Genomic DNA, 18,796 nt, shown 5'->3' with positions numbered 1-18,796 from the left:
CCGGTGAAAAACACCAACCGCGGGGCAATGGACCAACTCTTCGGCTTTTAGCGCCGGAGGACGTAGTACTGCACGCTCATGGCTGGGATGTGCAGCTCAATGGACTGGTCGAACCGGTCCCACTCGGTGGGTTCGGTGTACACGGTGCGCGGCAGTTCGTTGCCCGCGCCACCGTAGACTGATTCGTCGGTGTTGATCAGCATGTCCCATGCGCCTGCTTCGGGCAGGCCGAGGCGGTAGTTGGGTAGGGAGACTCCCGAGAGGTTGATCACGGCGAGGACTGGGGTGGCGTCGACGCCCCAGCGGATGTAGGCGAGGACGTTGTTTGAGGCGTCGTCGCCCTTGATCCACTGGAAGCCCATGGGGGTGTTGTCTTGGGAGTACAGGGCGGGGGTGTCGCGGTAGACCAGGTTGAGGTCGCGTACGAGGCGCTTGATGCCGGCGTGGTAGTCGCGGTGCAGGTCGTCCCAGTTGATGGAGTGGGCTTCGTCCCATTCGGTGGTTTGGCCCCATTCGCAGCCCATGAACATGAGTGGTTTGCCGGGGTGGGAGTACATGTAGCCGTAAAGGGCGCGTAAGCCCGCGGCTTTGTTCCAGTCGTCGCCAGGCATGCGCTGCCACAGGGAGCCTTTGCCGTGGACGACTTCGTCGTGGCTGAACGGTAGGACGTAGCGTTCGGAGAAGGCGTAGACGAGCGAGAAGGTGATTTCGTTGTGGTGGTGGGAGCGGTGGACGGGGTCGAGTGAGAAGTATTCGAGGGTGTCGTTCATCCAACCCATGTTCCACTTCATGGAGAATCCGAGGCCGTCGGCGTCGGTTTGGGCGGTCACGCCTGGCCATGCGGTGGATTCTTCGGCGATGGTGAGCACGCCGGGGTGTTCGCGGTGGACGGTGGCGTTCATTTCTTGGAGGAATTGGACGGCTTCCCAGTGTTCGCGGCCGCCGTGTTGGTTGGGGAGCCATTCGCCGGGTTCGCGGGAGTAGTCGAGGTAGAGCATGGAGGCGACGGCGTCGACTCGGATGCCGTCGAGGTGGAATTCTTCGAACCAGTAGAGGGCGTTGGCGACGAGGAAGTTGCGGACTTCGCGGCGGCCGAAGTTGAACACGTAGGTGCCCCAGTCGCGTTGTTCGCCGCGTCGCCAGTCGGGGTGTTCGTAGAGGGGTGTGCCGTCGAAGCGTGCGAGGGCGAAGTCGTCTTTGGGGAAGTGGGCGGGGACCCAGTCGACGATGACGCCGATGCCGTTGGCGTGGAGTGTGTCGACGAGGCGGCGGAAGTCGTCGGGGCTTCCCCAGCGTGCGGTGGGGGCGTAGTAGCCGGTGACTTGGTAGCCCCAGGATCCGCCGTAGGGGTGTTCGGCGATGGGGAGGAATTCGACGTGGGTGTAGCCGTTTTCGACGAGGTAGGGCACGAGTTCGTCGGTAAGTGTGGCGTAGGTGGAGCCTTGTTTCCAGGAGCCGATGTGGCATTCGTAGATGCTCATGGCGGAGTTGGTGGCGTCGCGTCCGGCACGGGCGGTGATCCAGTCGTGGTCGCTCCATTCGAATTCGCTTTGCTTTGCGACGACTGACACCGTCTCGGGTGGTGTCAACGTGCGTTTGGCGAGCGGGTCGGCTTTGTCGATGCGTGTGCCTTCGGCGGTGTGGATGGCGAATTTGTAAGCGTCGCCGTCGCCGATGCCGGGGATGAAGATTTCCCAGACGCCGGAGACGCCGAGGCTGCGCATGGGGTACTGGCTGGGGTTCCAGGAGCAGAAGTCACCGATGACGGCTACGCCGGTGGCGTTGGGTGCCCAGACGGCAAATGAGGTGCCGGTGACGACGCCGAGGGTGGTTTCGTAGGTGCGGACGTTCGCGCCGAGGACGTCCCAGAGACGTTCGTGGCGGCCTTCGTTGATGAGGTGGATGTCGAGGGAGCCGAGGGTGGGTAGGAAGTTGTAGGCGTCGGCGACGATGATGGGATCGGCGCCGGGGTAGGTGATGCGGTAGCGGTAGTCGGGGGTGTGGGTGTCGTCGAGGGTGGCGGCCCAGATGTCGTCGCCAAGCGGCTGCATGGGTTGGGACGCGTTGTGGATGAGCAGTTCGACGCGTTCGGCACCGATGAAGCGGGCGCGGATGATGGATCCGTCGCCGTGGGGGTGCCAGCCGTAGATGTCGTGGGGTGCGTTGTGGGTGCAGGCGAGGAGGCGTTGGCGGTCCCCGTCCGGGATGAGCAGGTTGGTGTTCATGGTGGTCCTTAGGGGCGGTAGTCGTGGTCTGAGATCTGACGGTACGCGAGTGCTTCTCGACGATCCGGAGACACCTCCGGCAAACGCAGAATGTGCGCGACGTTTTTCTCGGGTGTGAGTTTGACGTAGTTGCCGGTTTCGGCGGTTGTCCAGGTGTATCGCTCGTTGGTGATCTGGTCGTGGACGTCGAAGGCGCCGGGGCTCAGTCCGATGGCGTCGGCGTCGATGTGCAGCAGGCCTTCTTGGGTGCCGGTGGGGTCCAGATTGACGACGACCAACACCGCGTTGCCGGAAATCGCATCGACCTTGGAGTAGGCGATGAGGTTGTCGTTGTCGATGCGGTGGAAGCGGATTTGGCGCAGTTGTTGCAGGGCGGGGTTGTCGCGACGGATCTGGTTGAGCAGCGTCAGGTACGGCTCGAGGGATTTGCCTTGCTTGAGAGCAGCGTCGAAGTCGCGATGGCGCAGTTGGTATTTTTCGCTGTCGTGGTATTCCTCGCTGCCGGCGGCGACGGGGCGGTTTTCGTAGAGTTCGTAGCCGGAGTACACGCCCCACAAAGGGCTCATGGTGGCAGCGAGTGTGGCGCGCAGGGCAAACGCTGCCGGGCCACCGGTCTGCAGGGTGGCGTGCAGGATGTCGGGGGTGTTGACGAAGAGGTTGGGGCGGGAGACGTCGGCGACGTCGACAAGCAGTTGGGCAAAGTCGGTCAACTCCGCCTTGGTCACCTTCCAGGTGAAGTGGGTGTACGACTGGCTAAACCCAGCCTTGGACAGCCCGTACATGCGCGGCGGGCGGGTAAACGCCTCGGCGAGGAAGATGACGTCCGGGTCGGTTTCGTGGACCTTGGAAATGAGCCAGTGCCAGAAGTTCACCGGCTTCGTGTGGGGATTGTCTACACGGAAGGTGGTCACGCCGAGGTTGACCCAGTACATGAGCACCCGGTAGATCTCGGCGTAGAGCGCCTCGGGCGCGTTGTCGAAGTTCAGCGGGTAGATGTCCTGGTATTTCTTTGGCGGGTTTTCGGCGTACGCGATGGTGCCGTCGGCGAGCACGGTGAAAAACTCCGGGTGCTCTTTCGCCCACGGGTGATCGGGCGCAGCCTGCAGGGCGAAGTCGAGGGCGATCTCCAGACCCAACTCGTTGGCTTGGTCCATCATGTCCAAAAATTCGTCCTCGCCGCCCAGGTTTGGGTCGAAGGCGTCGTGGCCGCCGTATTTAGACCCGATGGCCCACGGGGAGCCGACGTCGCCGTCTTCGGGGGTGAGGGTGTTGTTGCGGCCTTTGCGGTTGACCTCGCCAATCGGGTGGATGGGCGGGAAATAGACGGTGTCGAACCCCATCGCCGCCACTCGGTCCAATTGCGCCGCGGTGGTGGCCCAGGTGCCGTGGATCGGGTTGCCCTTTTTATCCACACCGCCGGTGGAGCGCGGAAACAGTTCGTACCAGGAGTTCACGAGTGCCTCGCGACGCTCCACAAGGATATCGGCGACGGGCCCGCGAGTGACCAATTCACGCAGGGGGTGTTCGGCGAGCACGTCGCGCACCTCCTGGGAGCACCCGGGGGTGAGGCGTTGGGAAAGGGGCAGGGTGTCGTCGATAAGCGATGCGCGCGCGGAGGCAAGCACCGGGGAAGCATGCTGAGCAATCGCGGCGTCGAACAATTCCACGCCATGCGCAATATCGTTGGACAACTCCGCTAACGACTGGCCGGCGGCGAGCTTCTTTTCCACCGCGTTGCGCCACGTCGCCATCACATCGCTCCACGCATCCACCCGATAGCGCCACAGTCCCTGCTCATCGGGCACAAACACCGCATGGCAATAATCCGGCCGATAAAACTCGGCGTGCATCGGCACCTCGTACTGCGCACCCGACGGCGCGACAAGTACCAGCGTCGCAGCAATCGCATCGTGGCCCTCGCGCCACACCAACGCGGAAACCGGCACGACCTCACCAACAACCGCCTTCGACGGCAACGTGCGCCCAGAGACCTGGGGGCGGACGTCGTCGATGCCGAAGCGAGCAACCATCATCAAAACCTTCCGAGCGACCATTGATTCACCCGCCAGGGTAGCGCGGGGCAACCACACACGCGGGCCGAAATAGGCCAAGATGGGGGACGTGAATCAGACAGAGGAATTGGTGACAGATCCAGACCTACTCATCGACATGCGCGACGTGTCCTTCATTCGCGGCGGACACACGCTCGTCGGCCCTGTCGATTGGCAGGTCGAGCTCGATGAACGATGGGTGGTCATCGGGCCGAACGGCGCCGGCAAAACCACCTTGATCCGGATGGCGTCGGCGCAGGAATTCCCGTCGACGGGGCATGTGTTTATTCTCGGCGAGCGCGTCGGCGCCACCGATATGCGCGACCTGCGTGCTGCGATCGGCGTGACGTCCTCCGCGGTGGCGAACCGTGTGCCGGAGGACGAGAAGGTCGGCGACCTCGTGGTCTCCGCTGGTTACGCCATTTTGGGGCGTTGGCGCGAGGACTACGACGAGATGGATTACGACCAAGCCCTCGAAGTACTTGAGCAAGTCGGCGCGATGCACCTGATCGACCGTCGCTGGGGCACCCTGTCTGACGGCGAGAAGAAGCGCGTGCTCGTTGCGCGTGCCGTGATGACCAACCCGGAGCTGCTCATTCTCGACGAGCCCGCCGCCGGCATGGACCTCGGCGGCCGTGAGGACCTCCTGGCCTACCTGGGGGATCTGGCGATGGACCCGGATGCGCCGGCGATCGTCATGATCACCCACCACCTCGAGGAGATCCCGGACGGGTTTACCCACGCGATGCTGCTGGACGAAGGCGAGATTGTCGCCCAAGGGCTCATCGATGACGTGCTGACGTCCGAGAACGTCTCGCGCGCCTACCACCAGCCGATCGAAGTGACGCGCGCTGACGGGCGTTTCTTCGCACGCCGCGCCCGTTCAGCCCGCAGGGGTGCGCACCGGGCGTAGACCGCCGGGGTGGGAGCAATGCCGACGGAGAAGAAGCGCAACGAGGCCGTGTTGTCACACGACGCGGCCGATTCGATTGACCCGAGCGAGAAGAGCGGGTTTTTCGGTGCGCGTTTATCTGCGACGGTAATTCTGCTGCGTAACAGCGCCGAGGGGATTGAGGTGTGGGTGCAGGAACGTGTCCTGTCCATGCCGAATTATCCGGGGCTGACGGTGTTTCCGGGCGGCGGGGTGGATTCGCGCGATTTCCCGCCGCGTGCTTGGGATGATGGCGAGTTGTGGCTTGGGCGTTCCGCGATTTCGCTTGCTCGCCAGCTCGGGGTGACCAAATACAAGGCTTACGCGGTGTTGTTCGCGGCGGTGCGCGAGCTGTTCGAGGAGACTGGCACGCTGCTTGCGGTTGACGATGACGGCACGCTTCTCGACGACGCCCGCCCCTTCCACAACCACCGCCTCCGGCTCGAATCTCACGAGCTTTCCCTGACTGACGTGTTGCAGGAGAGCAACCTCAACGTGTGCGCGGACCTGCTCAAGCCGGTGGCGCGCTGGGTCGGGGTGTCCGAAAGCGGCAATTGGTTTGACACGTTTACCTTTGTCGCCGCTAATCCGGAGGGCCAAGAGCCGGATTCGGATACGTGGGAGGCAGACGACGCGAACTGGTTCCCACCACAGTTGATCCTTGACGGCTGGCGGCATGGTTTGGTGCGCCTTGCCCCTTCGACGTGGGCCCAGTTGAACGAATTGCGCCGCTTTAACACTGTCGACGACGTCCTGCACGCCGCCGAAGGCGCAAGCCTGGCACCCGTGATCGGCGACCCGGTCGACGACGAGCGTTATGAGGAGTTCTTTACGTTTCAACCAGTCGATAGGATCGGAAAACGCTATGACATTTAGCGTCGCAGAGGCACGGTTCCTCGCAGCGAACGCTGACGCGATCTCCGCAGTCGAGCCCGAGATCGCCCTGACCAAAAAGAGTGTGTTCGCCGACCGTGCGGTGTTGGACCAACACTTTGGCGACTACGCCCGAGCCGTCAGCGCGCTTATCGCCGCCCGGCGCGCCGCAGCCGGCAAGTTTCCTGCCCTTTGGCTTACCGATGCCGACGCCGCGCAGCAGGCCACCCCAGCACGCGTAGCGGGGGTACGTGCCGCGCGCATTGCCGCGGCGGGAGCGCAGATGGTGCACGACGTGACGTGTTCTGTCGGCTCGGAGGCGCCGGCGTTTCGTCAGCGTGGCATTGCGTGGATGGGCAGCGACTTAGACATGCCTCGTTTGATCATGGCGCGGCACAACTTGGGGCAAGAGGCGTGGCTGGCGCAGGCGGATGCGCTCAGGCCGGTGACGTCTGACGGGGTGGTGGTTGCTGATCCAGCGCGTCGCGCCGGGGGCCGCCGAATCACCGACCCAGCCCAGTTGCTGCCGCCGTTGCCGGATTTGCTCGATGCGCACGCCGGCCGCGAGATGGCGGTGAAGTGCGCGCCGGGCATCGACTATTCGGAGTGGAACGGTCTGGTCAGCGTGGTGTCCGTCGACGGCGGCGTCAAAGAGGCGTGTTTGTATACGCCGGGGTTGGCGGGAGGGGTTCGTCGAGAAGCGGTAGTCCTGCGCGAGGTGGAGGAGCGTGTCACAGATCTTGACGACGACACCGTGGAGACCACCGCACCACAGCGCTACATCATCGACCCGGACGGGGCAGTGGTGCGTGCGGGACTGGTGCGCGGGTGGGCAGCGCGTCACGGGCTGAGCATGCTCGATGAGCACATCGCGTATCTGACTGGCGAGCAGATTCCGGCGGGCTACAGTGGTTTTCCGTTCTTGGAGGCGGTGCCGCTGCGCAGCCTGAAGAAGGTGCTGGCCTCGCACGGTGCGGGCGCTGTGGAGATTCTTGTGCGTGGCGTGGATGTGGATCCGGACCAGTTGCGCAAGAAACTCAAGCTGCGCGGCAAGGCGCAGATGGCGGTGGTGATCGCACGGATTGGGGATCAGGCGGTGGCGCATGTGTGCGGGCCGCGCGTGCACGCCTAACCTTGGGCGCATGGTCTATTTCGATCACGCTGCTACAACTCCAATGCGCCAGGTTGCGATCGACGCGTGGGTGGAACACGCAGGCGCCCTCAACGCGGGAAGCCAACACGCTGCGGGGCGCAAGGCGAATGCCGTGCTTGCCGACGCCCGCGAGCGCATCGCGGGCGCCCTCGGCGCCGACCCCGTCGAGGTGGTGTTTACCGGCTCGGGCACAGAGGCAAACAACATTGGGGTGCGTGGGCTGTTTGATGCATCCGAGCTGGATCGGGTGGTTGCCACGCCGATCGAGCACCCCGCCGTGCTCGAGGTAGTCAAGTCTCTGGGCCAGACTGGGGCGGATGTGGAGTGGCTGCCGGTGGGTCGCGACGGGCACGTTACGGACTTGAGTGCGCTGGATACGCCGGCGGCGGTTGCGACGATGATGTGGGCGAACAACGAAACTGGCGCGATCCAACCGGTGGGTGAGGCGATCGAGCGCGCCACCGCCGTCGGCACGCCGGTGCATGTCGACGCCGTGCAGGCCGTAGGTCACGTGCCGGTGGACTTCCACGCGCTTGGCGCGACCACGCTTGCGGCCAGTGCCCACAAGTTCGGTGGCCCGCGCGGCACGGGCATTCTGTTGGCGAAGCGCTCGCCCGCGCCGCAACCCGTGATCCTCGGCGGGGGTCAGGAGCGCGGGATCCGCTCCGGCACGGTCGACGTCGCATCGGCCGCCGCCACGGCGGTGGCGCTGGAGGAAGCGATCGCAGAACACAGTGAGATTGAGCGCCTGCGAGATGCGCTCATTGAGGGGGTGAGGCGGCGGGTTGATGGGGTGGTCGTCGCAACGCAAGAGCCCGCGCTGCCGGGCCATGCGCACTTCATGTTCCCCGGCGCGAACGCGGACGCGCTGATCATGCTGCTGGACGTGCAGGGCATTTCGGTGTCGGCGGGCTCGGCGTGCGCCAGTGGCGTGCTGCGCATGAGCCATGTGCTTGAGGCGATGGGGTACAGCGAGCGTGAGGCGATGGGGGCGTTGCGTGTGACGGTCGGGCGTACGAACACTGCGCAGGACGTGGAGGCGTTCCTCAACGCGATCCCGGACGTGGTGGAAAAGGCGCGGGCAGCTGGCGCGCTCTAACCGGCAACGCGCGTGTCGCATGTGATTTGTGTGATTTGGGTGCACTAGTGTTGCCCGCATGCAGATGTCACGCCGAATCCGTTCCGCAGCGGCCGCAGCAGCCGCTCTGCTTTTTGCCACGACCGTCACCCCGCTTGGTCAGGCCGACGCCCAGTCGATCCCTGGGTTGATCTCTGGCGTCGACGTCGCGGGCCACCAGCGTCCGGGCGGTGCGGCCATCGACTGGCGCTCGGTGGGCACGATCGGCGGCCAGGACTTCGCCTTCGTCAAGGCATCTGAGGGCGAGGGCTGGAAGAACGAGTTCTACGACGAGGACGCCAAAGCCGCTGCCGACGCCGGCCTGAAGGTCGGCGCCTACCACTACGCGCGCCCCGCCGAGGACCCTGTCACGCAGGCGCGTTACTTCGCCTCCGTGATCAACCAGGGCCCGGCAACGCAGTTGCCGCCGGTGCTCGACCTTGAGGTCGACGAGGGCCTCGGCCCGGTCCAGCTTGCGGCGTGGACGCAGCGCTTCCTGTCTGAGGTGCAGGCGCAGACGGGCAAAAAGCCGATGATCTACACGTACCGCTACTTCTGGTACGAGCACATGAACGACACCTCTGCGTTCACGTCCTACCCGCTGTGGCTTGCCGCGTACCAGAATCAGCCCCCGGCGCCGGTTGGTGGTTGGGACAAGTTGTCGTTTTGGCAGCGCAGCGACTCCGGCCGCGTCGTCGGCATCAACACCCCGGTGGACATGAACCTGTTCAACGGCACGTCGGGCCAGTTGAACCAGTTCGCCGCAGGCAACTTGAACGCTGCTGGTGGCGTGTTGGAGCGTTTCCAGGCGCCTGATTCCGGCGAGTTAAAGGTGCTTGAGCAGGACAGCACGAAGTTGGTTGTCGCAGTCCTTGCACTGGCCGCGGGTGGTCTTGGTGTGCAGCAGTTCATCGACGCCGCACGTGTCGCAGGCTTTGATCTGACGGATGCGAACAACATCGCACGTCTGGTCCAGCAGCTCGCGGGCCAAGGCGAGCTGCCTATCGACGACCTACGCAACATGATGGTCGGCAACTACCAAATCGGTGATCTGCTGATTTTGTTGGATAACGCGCTGAAGCACTAGTCGTGGCGTGGGGTCGTCGCAAAGCGGCGCGCCCACGCAAGCCCCTTGAACTGCGCTGGCACTGCGCCTTTGAGCAGTTCGCGGGTGAGTACGTCGCCGGCTTCGATGGGGTGGTTCGCGCCGATGAGCACGATGTTGCCGTAGCGGCGCCCCTTGAACATCGGCGGGTCGGCGATCGCCGCAACGTGGGGAAACACCTCCAGCATGCCGGCGAGTTCCTCTTTCGCCTCCTTCAAGTCGGCTTGGGAGCCGCAGTTGGCGAGGTAGAAGCCACGATCGCTTATCGACGACCGCACCGCCGCATAGAACTCCACCGTCGTCAGATTCCGCGGCGTGGTGGCCGACGAGAACACGTCTCGGATGATCACGTCGCGGGTGGCGGGTTTGAAGGTGTTGGTGACGTCGCGGGCGTCGTCGACACGAATCTTCACGGCTGGGGCGCGCGGGATGTCGAAAAGCTCGCGGGCGAGCACCGCCAACTCGGAATCGATCTCCACCACCGTGTTGCGCGAGCCCTTCCACGCGCTGGCAAAGTAGCGCGCCAGCGTGCACGCGCCGCCGCCCAGGTGCGTCAGCCGCGACTTCGGCTTCGCCTCGTCGGGGTAGTGGGTATCCAAAAAGTCCGCCATCCAGCGCATGTACTCAAAGTCGAGGCGCTGCGGATCACCCGGCACGATATGGGAACTGGGCACCCCGTTGACCAGCAACACCATCGACCCGTCGGGCTCGTGGAGGACTTCCGCGACACCGGTGTCGATTTCATAAAACTCACTTTTGGCGGCCATGGCTGGTGAGCGTACCCGGTGCCTAGATCCGCGCGTCGGTACGCCGTAGGTAGGCCACAGCAACCGCCCAGCCAGCCACGGTCAACGCTGCGGAGGCGGCGAGAACGCCTGTAACGGTGCCAGTGCCGAGCGCTCCAGCAGCAGCGACGGCGGAACTGCCCAGCCACAGCGTGTGCGACAACAACGCAGGTGCCACGATGAACCGCACGCCAGGCACCCCAGCCGCGAGTGCGCCAAACGATACGAGACTTACCACCACCGCAATGCCGATGGGTGCTGCAAAACTACGGATGACCATAGACAGCAGTGACTGCCATGACGCCACCGCAACGGCTGGTGCCAGGGCCAATAACGCTGCGACGAGGAGCTCGCCTGGCACTGCACCGGGAATCCCCAACGCCCAACCGACGAACAACGTGAGGCCGATGAGAACAGCGTGCATCGCCGTGACAGTAACCGCAATCGCGGCGATTTTCGACGCCACCAGGTTGCCCACCGAACGCGTCGAAGTGAGCATGGTGAGCCAGTTGTGCCCGCGGTGCTCGACCCGCCAGGCCGCTGCGGCGAGGATCGCGATGCCAGCGGTACAGAACAACAACCCATAAAACAGCATGACCTGGGAGAAGTAGCTACCCCAACCGGCGGTCAGGGTGCCGGTGTTCGCGGCGTAGTTGCCGGCGCCGATGGCGACGGCAACCGCGGGGACGAGAAGCGCGACCGCCCAGACGTGCGAGCGCCGAAGCTTGAGCAGGTCGTTAAGGATCAGGTCCATGGTCTAGATCTCCTTTCGATCCAGGGCTTTAGTACCGGCGACCAAGACCGCAACGGCGAGGACGAGGTAGCCGCTCCACAGCAACCATCCGGGTTGCGAAGGGGTAACCCCTGCCTCAGTGAAGCCGAACGGAAGGATCACAGCGATGTACCCGAAGGGATTGACTGCAGCCAGCCACGGCGGGGACAGCAGTGATGCGATTCCGAAGAACCCGCCGACGACCCCGACTGCGAGCACGACAAGCTGGGATTCGACAAGCGCGGCGAGCAGCAGCATCACAGCGAGGAGTGCAAGCGTGGTGCCCGCGACACCGAGGCCGAAGCGCAGCCAAGTGGCCGGCATGGATCCGTGCGGTGCAGGCGCGCCCATCGCGACGGGCAGCGCTATGGCTCCAGCGAACTCAATGCTCTTTGCGACGACAACTACCACCGTCGCAACACCTAGCTTTTGAAGGAGCAGCGTCCCAGGCTGAGTTCCTGCGATGGCGTTGAGCCGCCACCCGCCGCTGATGTGTTCGGTATCCACGATGCGGCTGGCCACCAGTGCAAGCTGCAACGGGGTCAAAAACGCCAGCGCCATGGCGAATCCGATGAGATGTCCCGCCCACGCGGTTTCTGGGTTGGCCCGGAATGCGGCGGCGTTGTCGCCGGCGAAGAGACTCATGTTGGCGAATAGGACGATCCCTACCGTCATGAGCAGGCTCAGCCACACGATTTTGGTGCGTTTGAGTTTGGCGAATTCCACCATCATGCGCTTGCCGCCTCGTCGTTGGTCAGGCCGATGAAGATGTCCTCGAGGCTGCGCCGTTTTCGCAGAACCTGGTGGAGTGGCACGCCGTGTGCGACCAAAAGGGCGATGGTGTCGGCGAGGTGGTCGTCGTCAAGCCCGGAAAGCTCCACACCACCCTCGACCCGTTTCGGTTGCAGTGCGCGAAGGACCGAGACTGCGGTTGCAACCTCAGGCGTCTGGATGAACACATCCGGCAACTGCGCGCTGTACAGCTCGTCTTGGGATCCCTGAAACACGAGCTTGCCGTGATTGATGATGGTCAGGTCGGTCGCCATCTTCTCAATTTCGGACAACAGGTGGCTCGACACCAGCACCGTGCGGCCTTGGTCGCGGGCGAGGCTGATGATGAGTTCGCGGATTTCCTCGATGCCGGCGGGGTCAAGGCCGTTGGTGGGCTCGTCGAGAATAAGCAACTGCGGGTCGCGTGCGAGTGCCATCGCGATGCCGAGGCGCTGCTTCATACCCAGCGAATAGTTTTTCACCAGCTTGTCCATCTGCCCCTCGAGGCGCACCAGCGACACCGCGCGGCGCACCGCTTCGGGATCGGCGCCGAGCAGACGCGTGACAATACGCATGTTTTCACCACCCGTGAGGTGCGGGTAAGCGGCGGGGGCTTCGATGAGCGAGCCGACACCGGCAAGGACATGCGCGCGGTTCGCTCGCGTCATGGGGTATCCGAGCACGCTGATGTCGCCGTGCGTGGAGGCGATGAGGCCGAGCAGCATCTTCATCGTGGTGGATTTGCCGGAGCCGTTCGGACCGAGCAAACCGTGCACGACGCCGGGAGCGACCTTGAGGTCTAGGTTGTGGACGACGTCTGTGTTTCCGTAGGTTTTGGTCAGACCGTGGGTCTGAATCATCGGTGTTTCCATGCGTTCAAGGTTCGCGCATGGCACGGGCCTTCCGCGTCGGCGCGGGGCACGATTTTGGGCGTGATACCCAGGTATGACGCGGCTTAGGAATCCAGCAGGTCCGCGCGCGAGACCAACCCGGTCCGGTACGCGAAAAGTGCCGCGTGCACCCGGTCGCGCGACTGCGTCTTCGCCAGCACTCGGCCCACGTGGGTTTTCACCGTGGGCATGGAGATGAACATCCGCTCGGCGATCTCGCCGTTGCTCCAGCCGCGGGCAATCGCGATGAGTACTTCGAGCTCGCGCTCTGTGAGCTCACGCAGCGCGAGGCGGTCCGTGGCGGACAGGGCCACAGCCTCCTCTGTCGGAGCAGCAAGCTTTGCGACGATCCGGTTCGTCGCTCTCGGCGAAATCACCGCGTCACCGCCTGCAACCGTGCGGATCGCGTCCAGCAGCGCCTCCGGTTCCGCGTCCTTGAGCAGGAACCCGCTCGCGCCCGCGCTAATCCCGCCGAGCACGTAGGCCTCGTCGTCGAACGTGGTCAGCACGATCACCTTGGTGTCCGGATGGTGCTGGGTGATACGCCGGGTGGCGGCGATGCCGTCGAGGACGGGCATTTGCACGTCCATAAGCACAATGCCCACCGGATCGCTGTCGCACGTCTGCACTGCCTCCTCGCCGTTCGCGGCGAGCCAGCGGACCTCCATGTCCGGCTGGGAGTCCAGCACGTTGCGGATGCCGTGGAGAAACAACGCTTGGTCGTCTGCGAGTCCGAGAGTGATCATGAGTTCAGCGGGATCCTTGCCGTTGTGGTCCAGGTGCCGGCGGGGGTGGCGGATGCGGTCACCGTGCCGCCGGAAAGCGCCGCGCGCTGCCGCATGCCCTCCACTCCGTGGCCCGGACGAGTGGTCGCGCCGGGAGTGACCGGGTTCGTCATTTCTACCACGACGTTATCTGCGCCCCAGCGCACCGCGAGCTCGGCGTGACCGGTGCCGTGCTTCATGGCGTTGGTCAGGGACTCCTGCACGATGCGCTGGACGGTAAGCGCGGTGGCCGGGGCCAGGTGCTCGGGAGGGGTGCCCTCGGCGGTGTATGCGACGTTAAGCCCGCCCGCGCGGCTGGTGGCGACCAGGCCGTCGATGTCCAGTTGCGTTGTTGGCTCAAGGGGGCGCTGTTCAGGGTCGCGCAGCAGCTCCACCACGCCGCGCATCTGGCGCAGCGAGTCGCGGCCGACGTTGCTGATGGTGTGCAGCGCCTCGTCCTTCGCCTCCGGGGTGGCGGCGAAGCGCGCGCCGTCGGCCTGCGCCACAATGACGGTCAGCGAGTGGGTGACAATGTCGTGGATTTCTCGCGCCAAGTGGGCGCGCTGCTCCTGGGCATCGCGCTCGAACTGCTCGCGCTGTCGGGCCAGATCCTTCTCCGCGGTCTCCTCGGCCCGGCGGCGTAGCTCGCCGAACAGCAGCGCCACGGTCAGCAGAATGATGCTCCAGAAGATGTAGGGGAGTCGCTCGGCAGGCTCGAGCGCGGTGAGCGCGGGGATGATGAACGCGGTGGCTGCGGCGTCGCCAAGCAACAGTGCAGCCGTGGCGAAGTCGCGGTGCGGGGCGGGCAGGTGGCGCCTGGCGATGTAGGCGGCGAGCGGCGCCACGGCGATTGTGCCGACGGGGAGCGATGCGCAGAACGCCGCGGGAATGAGCACCGTAAGGATCGCAGCGAACGTTTCCAGTGGCCAGCGCCAGCGGGTAAACGGGGCCGCAACGGCGCAGGCCAGCAGTGCGAGCCCGACGACCAACTGCCGCGAATCCGGCAGCAGCCCAACTAGGCAGGGGACCAGCATGAACGCTGCCATGCTCGCATTGCGGATCCGCACTGCGCGGGTAGTGGAAAAGTTCATGGCCGTCCACGCTACTTGCCGGCGCGGGCAGCCGCGTCGTACTGCGGTATGACGCCTAGGACTTCACCAGCCGCGCGATAGCGGCAGACGCCTCTTTGATCTTGTCCTCGGCTTCCTGCCCGCCTTTGATGGCATTGGCGACGCAGTGCTCCAAGTGATCGTCCAGCAAGCCCAGTGCTACGCCCTTCAGCGCTGCGTTGACGGCACTGATCTGGGTGAGGATGTCGATACAGTAGGCGTTTTCGTCGATCATGCGGTGGATGCCACGGGTCTGCCCCTCGATACGTTTGAGCCGAGCGAGGTAGCGGTCTTTATCGCTGATGTAGCCGTGGTCGTTCATTATGGGTCTCCTTGTTTGGTGTGGACGGTACCGGGCTACTTGGACCGGTTAAGTATCCGGTCGGTGCTGCTCTGTGGGGTGAGGTCGAGTCGGCGGAGCAGTTGCGCGTTGAGGGCGACGACGACGGTCGAGGCAGACATCAGGATCGCACCGACGCTCATCGGCATCACGAAGCCGATTGGAGCGAGGATACCGGCGGCCAGCGGCACGGACAGCAAGTTGTAGCCGGCCGCCCACCACAGGTTCTGCTTCATCTTCCGGTAGGTCTCTCGCGAGAGCTCAATGACCGAGAGCACAGATCGCGGATCAGAGCTTGCCAGGATGACCTCCGCCGAGCCGATGGCCACGTCGGTGCCCGCACCGATCGCGATACCGACATCGGCCTGGGCCAGCGCCGGTGCGTCGTTGACACCGTCGCCGACCATGGCGACCTTGTGGCCCTCGGCTTGCAGTTCCTTGACCTTTGCGGCCTTGTCCTCCGGCCGCACACCGGCGAAGACCCGATCGATGCCCAATTCGCCCGCTACGGTGTTCGCCACCGCCTGCGCGTCGCCGGTGATCATCACGACTTGAGCACCCGATGCGTGCAGTGCGTCGACGGCGTCGCGGGATTCGGGGCGGATCTCGTCGGCAAGCCGCAGCGCGCCGATCACTTCGCCGTCGGCGAGGACGTGGAGAATGATCGCGCCCTCCTTTCGCCACTCGTCGGCGACCGGAAGCTCCGCGGCGGAATGCTGCTCAAGCAGGTAGGGGCCACCGACCTCGATCACCTCGTCGTTGACCGTTGCTTTCACACCCACGGCTGGCGATGAAGAGAAGTCGGTGGACTGCGGCACGGCCACATCGCGAGCTTGAGCGGCCCCAGTGATGGCGCGGGCGAGCGGGTGCTCGCTGTCTGCTTCAGCGGCCGCTGCCAGGGCAAGCACGTCTTCTTTATCGCGCCCGCCGGCGGGTTCGATCGCGGTGACGGTGGGCTCGCCCTTGGTCAACGTGCCGGTCTTGTCGAACAACACAGCGTCGACTGAGCGCATCGATTCGAGCGCGAGCCGATCCTTGATCAATACCCCGCCGCGTGCGGCGCGCTCAGTCGCGATTGAGACGACCAGCGGGATCGCAAGGCCTAGGGCGTGGGGGCAGGCGATGACGAGCACTGTGATGGTGCGCACTACCGCGTCATTTGGCACACCGACGACGGTCCAGACCACAGCGGTCAAGATAGCGGCGCCGAGGGTGAACCAGAACAGCCAGGCAGCAGCCTTGTCCGCGAGACGTTGCGCGCGTGACGACGATTCCTGCGCATCGGTGACGAGCTTTTGAATGCCGGCCAGCGCGGTGTCGCCACCCGTGGCCGTGACCTCGATGCGCAGGCCCGAGTCTGTCGCGATGGTGCCAGCGACCACGTGCTCGCCTTCACCGCGGCGCACCGTTTTCGATTCACCGGTGACCATCGACTCGTCCATGCTGGCGCTGCCGTCGACAATTGTGCCGTCGGCAGGCACGGACGCGCCGGGCCGCACGATCACGACATCGCCGACCTCAAGATCCGCCGGGGTGACCTTTACAACTTCGTCGCCGTCGATCTTCTCGGCCTCGTCGGGCAGAAGAGCGGCGAGCGAATCCAGGGCCGAGGTGGTCTGGGCGAGGGAGCGCATCTCGATCCAGTGCCCCAGCAGCATGATGACCACCAGCAGCGCCAGTTCCCACCAGAAATTCAGCCCGCGGTCGAGCAAGTTCAGGCTCGCACCCCAAGAGGAAACGAAGGCGACCGTGATCGCGAGCGCGATCAGCAGCATCATGCCGGGTTTGCGGGAGCGGATCTCTGAGACCGCCCCGGTCAAGAACGGCCGGCCTCCCCAGAGGTAGATGACCGTGCCCAAAAGTGGTGAGATCCACCGGGCCCATTCCGCGTCAGGCAGCTGGTAGCCGATGAGATGGGCGAAGGTTTCATTAAATCCGACGACCGGGATCGCGAGAACCAGCATGATCCAGAAGAGTCTGCGGAACTGGGCAACGTGATCACCGTGTCCTGCGTGGTCATGGCCTCCATGTTCTCCGTGGCCCGCGTGCTCTGTGTGGTGGCGGCCGGCATGGCCTTCGTGGTTGCTGTGTTCGTAATCGCTGGCGTGCCCACCGGGTCCGGTGCCGGAGTGGGCGTCCATGTCGTTCATGGTTCTGTCCTTTCGTTGCAGTTCAAGGTTGTGATCGGTTCGGTCGTGCCGGGGAGCTAGCACGACGTCTGTTTCCCAAGTTAATACCCCAGGGGGGTATATGTCTAGAACTGTCCCCATGCATGCAGCCGGACGTTTCGCCTTTCGCCGTCCCGGGACTACACTGCGCCGACATGCGAGTATTAGCAGCCATGAGCGGGGGAGTCGACTCTTCAGTTGCGGCGGCGCGTCTTGTGGAGGCGGGCCACGATGTCGTCGGCGTGCACCTCGCGCTGAGCAAAGACGCGCAGCAAACGCGCGAATCCGCCCGCGGGTGTTGTTCGCTCGAGGATTCCGCCGACGCGCGTCGCGTGTGCGACAAACTGGGCATCCCGTTTTATGTGTGGGATTTCTCTGACCGGTTCAAAGAAGAGGTCATCGACAACTTCGTCTGGTCGTACGAAAACGGCGAGACCCCGAACCCGTGCCTGCGCTGCAACGAGAAGATCAAGTTCGCAGCCCTGTTGGACCGCGCGGTGACGCTCGGCTTCGATGCGATTGCCACAGGGCATTACGCAATTATCGACGACGCCGGCAACCTCCGCCGTTCCACCGACCCGAACAAAGACCAGTCGTACGTGCTCGGCGTGCTTACTCGCGACGAGTTGGACCGCTGCATCTTCCCGGTTGGTGATACGGAAAAGCCCCAGATCCGTGAGGAGGCCGCCCGCCACGGGTTTGCCACCGCGTCCAAGCCGGATTCTTATGACATCTGCTTCATCCCCGACGGCAACACCCAGGCGTTTCTGGGCCGTTCCATTGGCATGCGCCCCGGCATGATTCGGGACACCGAAGGCAACGAACTCGCCGAGCACGACGGCGCGTTCCAGTACACGATCGGCCAGCGCAAGGGCTTGAACATCCGCGTGCCTGCCGCCGACGGCAAGCCGCGCTACGTCACCGACGTGGACACGGCCACCGGCACCGTGACCGTCGGTCCGCGTGACGCGCTGCGCGTTTCGGAGATCACCGCCGACCGCCTGAAGGTGCTGCACCCTGCGATGTCCGAAGCAGCCGAGTTCGAAGCGAACGTGCAGATCCGCGCCCACGGTGGCGTTGTGCCGTGCACTGCGCGTATCGAGGACGACCAGATGACACTTACCCTCCACCAACCACTCGAGGGCGTGGCCCGCGGCCAGGCGGCGGTGCTGTACCTGCCGGACCCGGACGGTAAGGGCGACATCGTGCTCGGCTCAGGCACCATCTGCGCCACTGGGTAGAGTTCTGGCCCACCGGGTCCTGCAAACCTCGTTATCGCACCTCGTTTATAGCCGAAAAAGTGTGTCTGGATCGGCGTGTCGCGGGGGTTAGATTTGGCCTTTTTGGATGCCGATTGAGTGAGTGTAGTTGGTGTCGATAGCGTTGTCGTAGAGGGTTGGTCGTCGAAGTTTCGTGGTCGGCTTGGTTCTCGGTTTTGGTCAGGGTGGACACTTTGGCGAGTTGGTCCTGGCCCCAGATGGACTGTCTGGCGATTCGTATTGGATCGTCAGGCAGTTCCGTTTTTAGGGAGAGCCACCAATCCAGCATGCGGCGTTGTCGTTCGCCGGATCTGTCGCGGTGGGTTCTGGCGAGCAGTTTGGGCTGGGCGTTGATGCCGCCTTCTAGGCTGTTGGTGGTGGATTTGACCCGTTCAGGCGCAAGGACTGCTTCTGGTGGGGTGAAGTGGACAAAACAGCAGCTCAGACCGGAGTAGGTGGTTGAGGCTGTTGTAGGCCTTGCGC

The 18,796-nt window shown here is 64.3% G+C and carries 17 protein-coding genes and 1 pseudogene; 7 read left to right on the top strand and 11 right to left on the bottom strand.

Annotated elements, in window-relative coordinates; genetic code table 11:
• Positions 1-47 precede the first annotated feature (47 nt).
• Positions 48-2,225: a 1,4-alpha-glucan branching protein GlgB gene (gene glgB, locus HMPREF3171_RS08500; RefSeq protein WP_070484334.1), complete on the bottom strand. Its 2,178-nt coding sequence runs from the start codon at positions 2,223-2,225 to the stop codon at positions 48-50.
• An 8-nt stretch (positions 2,226-2,233) separates the two neighbouring features.
• Positions 2,234-4,255, bottom strand: coding sequence for a maltotransferase domain-containing protein (locus tag HMPREF3171_RS08495; RefSeq protein WP_070484331.1), 2,022 nt, complete (start codon positions 4,253-4,255; stop codon positions 2,234-2,236).
• Between the two features lie 139 nt (positions 4,256-4,394).
• Here HMPREF3171_RS08495 and HMPREF3171_RS08490 point away from each other — a divergent pair, with 139 nt between their 5' ends.
• The 5 genes from HMPREF3171_RS08490 to HMPREF3171_RS08470 are packed head-to-tail and all read left to right on the top strand — an operon-like array spanning position 4,395 to position 9,437.
• Positions 4,395-5,189 carry an ABC transporter ATP-binding protein gene (locus HMPREF3171_RS08490; RefSeq protein ID WP_371327145.1) on the top strand — a complete coding sequence of 265 codons (795 nt, stop codon included), beginning with the start codon at positions 4,395-4,397 and terminating at the stop codon, positions 5,187-5,189.
• A gap of 18 nt (positions 5,190-5,207) precedes the next feature.
• Positions 5,208-6,083 (top strand): NUDIX hydrolase, encoded by an 876-nt coding sequence (locus tag HMPREF3171_RS08485; RefSeq protein WP_070484325.1) that lies wholly within the window; start codon positions 5,208-5,210, stop codon positions 6,081-6,083.
• Positions 6,073-7,212: a THUMP-like domain-containing protein gene (locus tag HMPREF3171_RS08480; RefSeq protein ID WP_070484322.1), complete on the top strand. Its 1,140-nt coding sequence runs from the start codon at positions 6,073-6,075 to the stop codon at positions 7,210-7,212. The genes HMPREF3171_RS08485 and HMPREF3171_RS08480 overlap by 11 nt, the downstream gene beginning before the upstream one ends.
• A 10-nt stretch (positions 7,213-7,222) precedes the next feature.
• Positions 7,223-8,332 carry a cysteine desulfurase family protein gene (locus tag HMPREF3171_RS08475; protein WP_070484369.1) on the top strand — a complete coding sequence of 370 codons (1,110 nt, stop codon included), beginning with the start codon at positions 7,223-7,225 and terminating at the stop codon, positions 8,330-8,332.
• 58 nt (positions 8,333-8,390) lie between these two features.
• The gene (locus HMPREF3171_RS08470) at positions 8,391-9,437 is read left to right on the top strand and encodes a glycoside hydrolase family 25 protein (RefSeq protein ID WP_070484319.1); all 1,047 of its coding nucleotides are present in this window, start codon (positions 8,391-8,393) and stop codon (positions 9,435-9,437) included.
• On the opposite strand, the gene HMPREF3171_RS08465 is transcribed toward HMPREF3171_RS08470, so the two are convergent.
• The 8 genes from HMPREF3171_RS08465 to HMPREF3171_RS08430 form a co-directional block, all read right to left on the bottom strand.
• The gene (locus HMPREF3171_RS08465; protein ID WP_070484316.1) at positions 9,434-10,222 is read right to left on the bottom strand and encodes a spermidine synthase; all 789 of its coding nucleotides are present in this window, start codon (positions 10,220-10,222) and stop codon (positions 9,434-9,436) included. The two genes, HMPREF3171_RS08470 and HMPREF3171_RS08465, sit on opposite strands and share 4 nt — an antisense overlap.
• A gap of 22 nt (positions 10,223-10,244) precedes the next feature.
• Entirely contained in the window at positions 10,245-10,994 is a 750-nt protein-coding gene (locus HMPREF3171_RS08460) for an ABC transporter permease (RefSeq protein ID WP_070484314.1), read from the bottom strand.
• 3 nt (positions 10,995-10,997) lie between these two features.
• Positions 10,998-11,744, bottom strand: a complete 747-nt coding sequence (locus HMPREF3171_RS08455; RefSeq protein WP_070484311.1) for an ABC transporter permease — start codon at positions 11,742-11,744, stop codon at positions 10,998-11,000.
• A complete protein-coding gene (locus tag HMPREF3171_RS08450; protein ID WP_070484308.1) occupies positions 11,741-12,655 on the bottom strand; it encodes an ABC transporter ATP-binding protein in 915 nt (304 codons plus the stop codon). Before HMPREF3171_RS08450 ends, HMPREF3171_RS08455 begins: the two co-directional genes overlap by 4 nt.
• Before the next feature lie 83 nt (positions 12,656-12,738).
• Positions 12,739-13,419, bottom strand: coding sequence for a response regulator transcription factor (locus tag HMPREF3171_RS08445; protein WP_070484304.1), 681 nt, complete (start codon positions 13,417-13,419; stop codon positions 12,739-12,741).
• On the bottom strand, positions 13,416-14,528 hold the full coding sequence (locus tag HMPREF3171_RS08440; protein ID WP_070484301.1) for a sensor histidine kinase: 1,113 nt from the start codon (positions 14,526-14,528) through the stop codon (positions 13,416-13,418). Before HMPREF3171_RS08440 ends, HMPREF3171_RS08445 begins: the two co-directional genes overlap by 4 nt.
• 55 nt (positions 14,529-14,583) lie before the next feature.
• Positions 14,584-14,868, bottom strand: coding sequence for a metal-sensitive transcriptional regulator (locus tag HMPREF3171_RS08435; protein WP_070452265.1), 285 nt, complete (start codon positions 14,866-14,868; stop codon positions 14,584-14,586).
• A gap of 35 nt (positions 14,869-14,903) precedes the next feature.
• Positions 14,904-16,850: a heavy metal translocating P-type ATPase gene (locus HMPREF3171_RS08430; protein ID WP_070484297.1), complete on the bottom strand. Its 1,947-nt coding sequence runs from the start codon at positions 16,848-16,850 to the stop codon at positions 14,904-14,906.
• Here HMPREF3171_RS08430 and HMPREF3171_RS12500 point away from each other — a divergent pair.
• On the top strand, positions 16,800-17,096 hold the full coding sequence (locus tag HMPREF3171_RS12500) for a hypothetical protein (protein ID WP_070484294.1): 297 nt from the start codon (positions 16,800-16,802) through the stop codon (positions 17,094-17,096). The two genes, HMPREF3171_RS08430 and HMPREF3171_RS12500, sit on opposite strands and share 51 nt — an antisense overlap.
• A gap of 113 nt (positions 17,097-17,209) precedes the next feature.
• Positions 17,210-18,295 carry a tRNA 2-thiouridine(34) synthase MnmA gene (gene mnmA, locus HMPREF3171_RS08420; RefSeq protein WP_070484291.1) on the top strand — a complete coding sequence of 362 codons (1,086 nt, stop codon included), beginning with the start codon at positions 17,210-17,212 and terminating at the stop codon, positions 18,293-18,295.
• Between the two features lie 87 nt (positions 18,296-18,382).
• Here the strand turns inward: mnmA and HMPREF3171_RS12365 are convergent.
• Positions 18,383-18,796 (bottom strand): annotated as a pseudogene (locus HMPREF3171_RS12365) (IS1249 family transposase); the annotation flags it as partial.

Origin of the sequence: Corynebacterium sp. HMSC08F01 (genome assembly GCF_001807545.1) — a bacterium.
GTDB classification, from domain to species: Bacteria; Actinomycetota; Actinomycetes; order Mycobacteriales; family Mycobacteriaceae; genus Corynebacterium; species Corynebacterium coyleae.
This window is presented reverse-complemented; position numbering and strand designations above follow the sequence as displayed.

What these genes read in the sequence shown, in the direction of transcription:
- HMPREF3171_RS08475 (WP_070484369.1), top strand. Translation starts at nt 7,223, where the DNA reads ATGGTCTATTTCGATCACGCTGCTACAACTCCAATGCGCCAGGTTGCG.
- glgB (WP_070484334.1), bottom strand. Translation starts at nt 2,225, where the DNA reads ATGAACACCAACCTGCTCATCCCGGACGGGGACCGCCAACGCCTCCTC.
- HMPREF3171_RS08450 (WP_070484308.1), bottom strand. Translation starts at nt 12,655, where the DNA reads ATGGAAACACCGATGATTCAGACCCACGGTCTGACCAAAACCTACGGA.
- HMPREF3171_RS12500 (WP_070484294.1), top strand. Translation starts at nt 16,800, where the DNA reads ATGGGCGAAGGTTTCATTAAATCCGACGACCGGGATCGCGAGAACCAG.
- HMPREF3171_RS08470 (WP_070484319.1), top strand. Translation starts at nt 8,391, where the DNA reads ATGCAGATGTCACGCCGAATCCGTTCCGCAGCGGCCGCAGCAGCCGCT.
- HMPREF3171_RS08465 (WP_070484316.1), bottom strand. Translation starts at nt 10,222, where the DNA reads ATGGCCGCCAAAAGTGAGTTTTATGAAATCGACACCGGTGTCGCGGAA.
- HMPREF3171_RS08485 (WP_070484325.1), top strand. Translation starts at nt 5,208, where the DNA reads ATGCCGACGGAGAAGAAGCGCAACGAGGCCGTGTTGTCACACGACGCG.
- HMPREF3171_RS08460 (WP_070484314.1), bottom strand. Translation starts at nt 10,994, where the DNA reads ATGGACCTGATCCTTAACGACCTGCTCAAGCTTCGGCGCTCGCACGTC.
- HMPREF3171_RS08435 (WP_070452265.1), bottom strand. Translation starts at nt 14,868, where the DNA reads ATGAACGACCACGGCTACATCAGCGATAAAGACCGCTACCTCGCTCGG.
- HMPREF3171_RS08440 (WP_070484301.1), bottom strand. Translation starts at nt 14,528, where the DNA reads ATGAACTTTTCCACTACCCGCGCAGTGCGGATCCGCAATGCGAGCATG.
- HMPREF3171_RS08490 (WP_371327145.1), top strand. Translation starts at nt 4,395, where the DNA reads ATGCGCGACGTGTCCTTCATTCGCGGCGGACACACGCTCGTCGGCCCT.
- HMPREF3171_RS08430 (WP_070484297.1), bottom strand. Translation starts at nt 16,850, where the DNA reads ATGCTGGTTCTCGCGATCCCGGTCGTCGGATTTAATGAAACCTTCGCC.
- HMPREF3171_RS08445 (WP_070484304.1), bottom strand. Translation starts at nt 13,419, where the DNA reads ATGATCACTCTCGGACTCGCAGACGACCAAGCGTTGTTTCTCCACGGC.
- HMPREF3171_RS08455 (WP_070484311.1), bottom strand. Translation starts at nt 11,744, where the DNA reads ATGATGGTGGAATTCGCCAAACTCAAACGCACCAAAATCGTGTGGCTG.
- mnmA (WP_070484291.1), top strand. Translation starts at nt 17,210, where the DNA reads ATGCGAGTATTAGCAGCCATGAGCGGGGGAGTCGACTCTTCAGTTGCG.
- HMPREF3171_RS08495 (WP_070484331.1), bottom strand. Translation starts at nt 4,255, where the DNA reads ATGGTTGCTCGCTTCGGCATCGACGACGTCCGCCCCCAGGTCTCTGGG.
- HMPREF3171_RS08480 (WP_070484322.1), top strand. Translation starts at nt 6,073, where the DNA reads ATGACATTTAGCGTCGCAGAGGCACGGTTCCTCGCAGCGAACGCTGAC.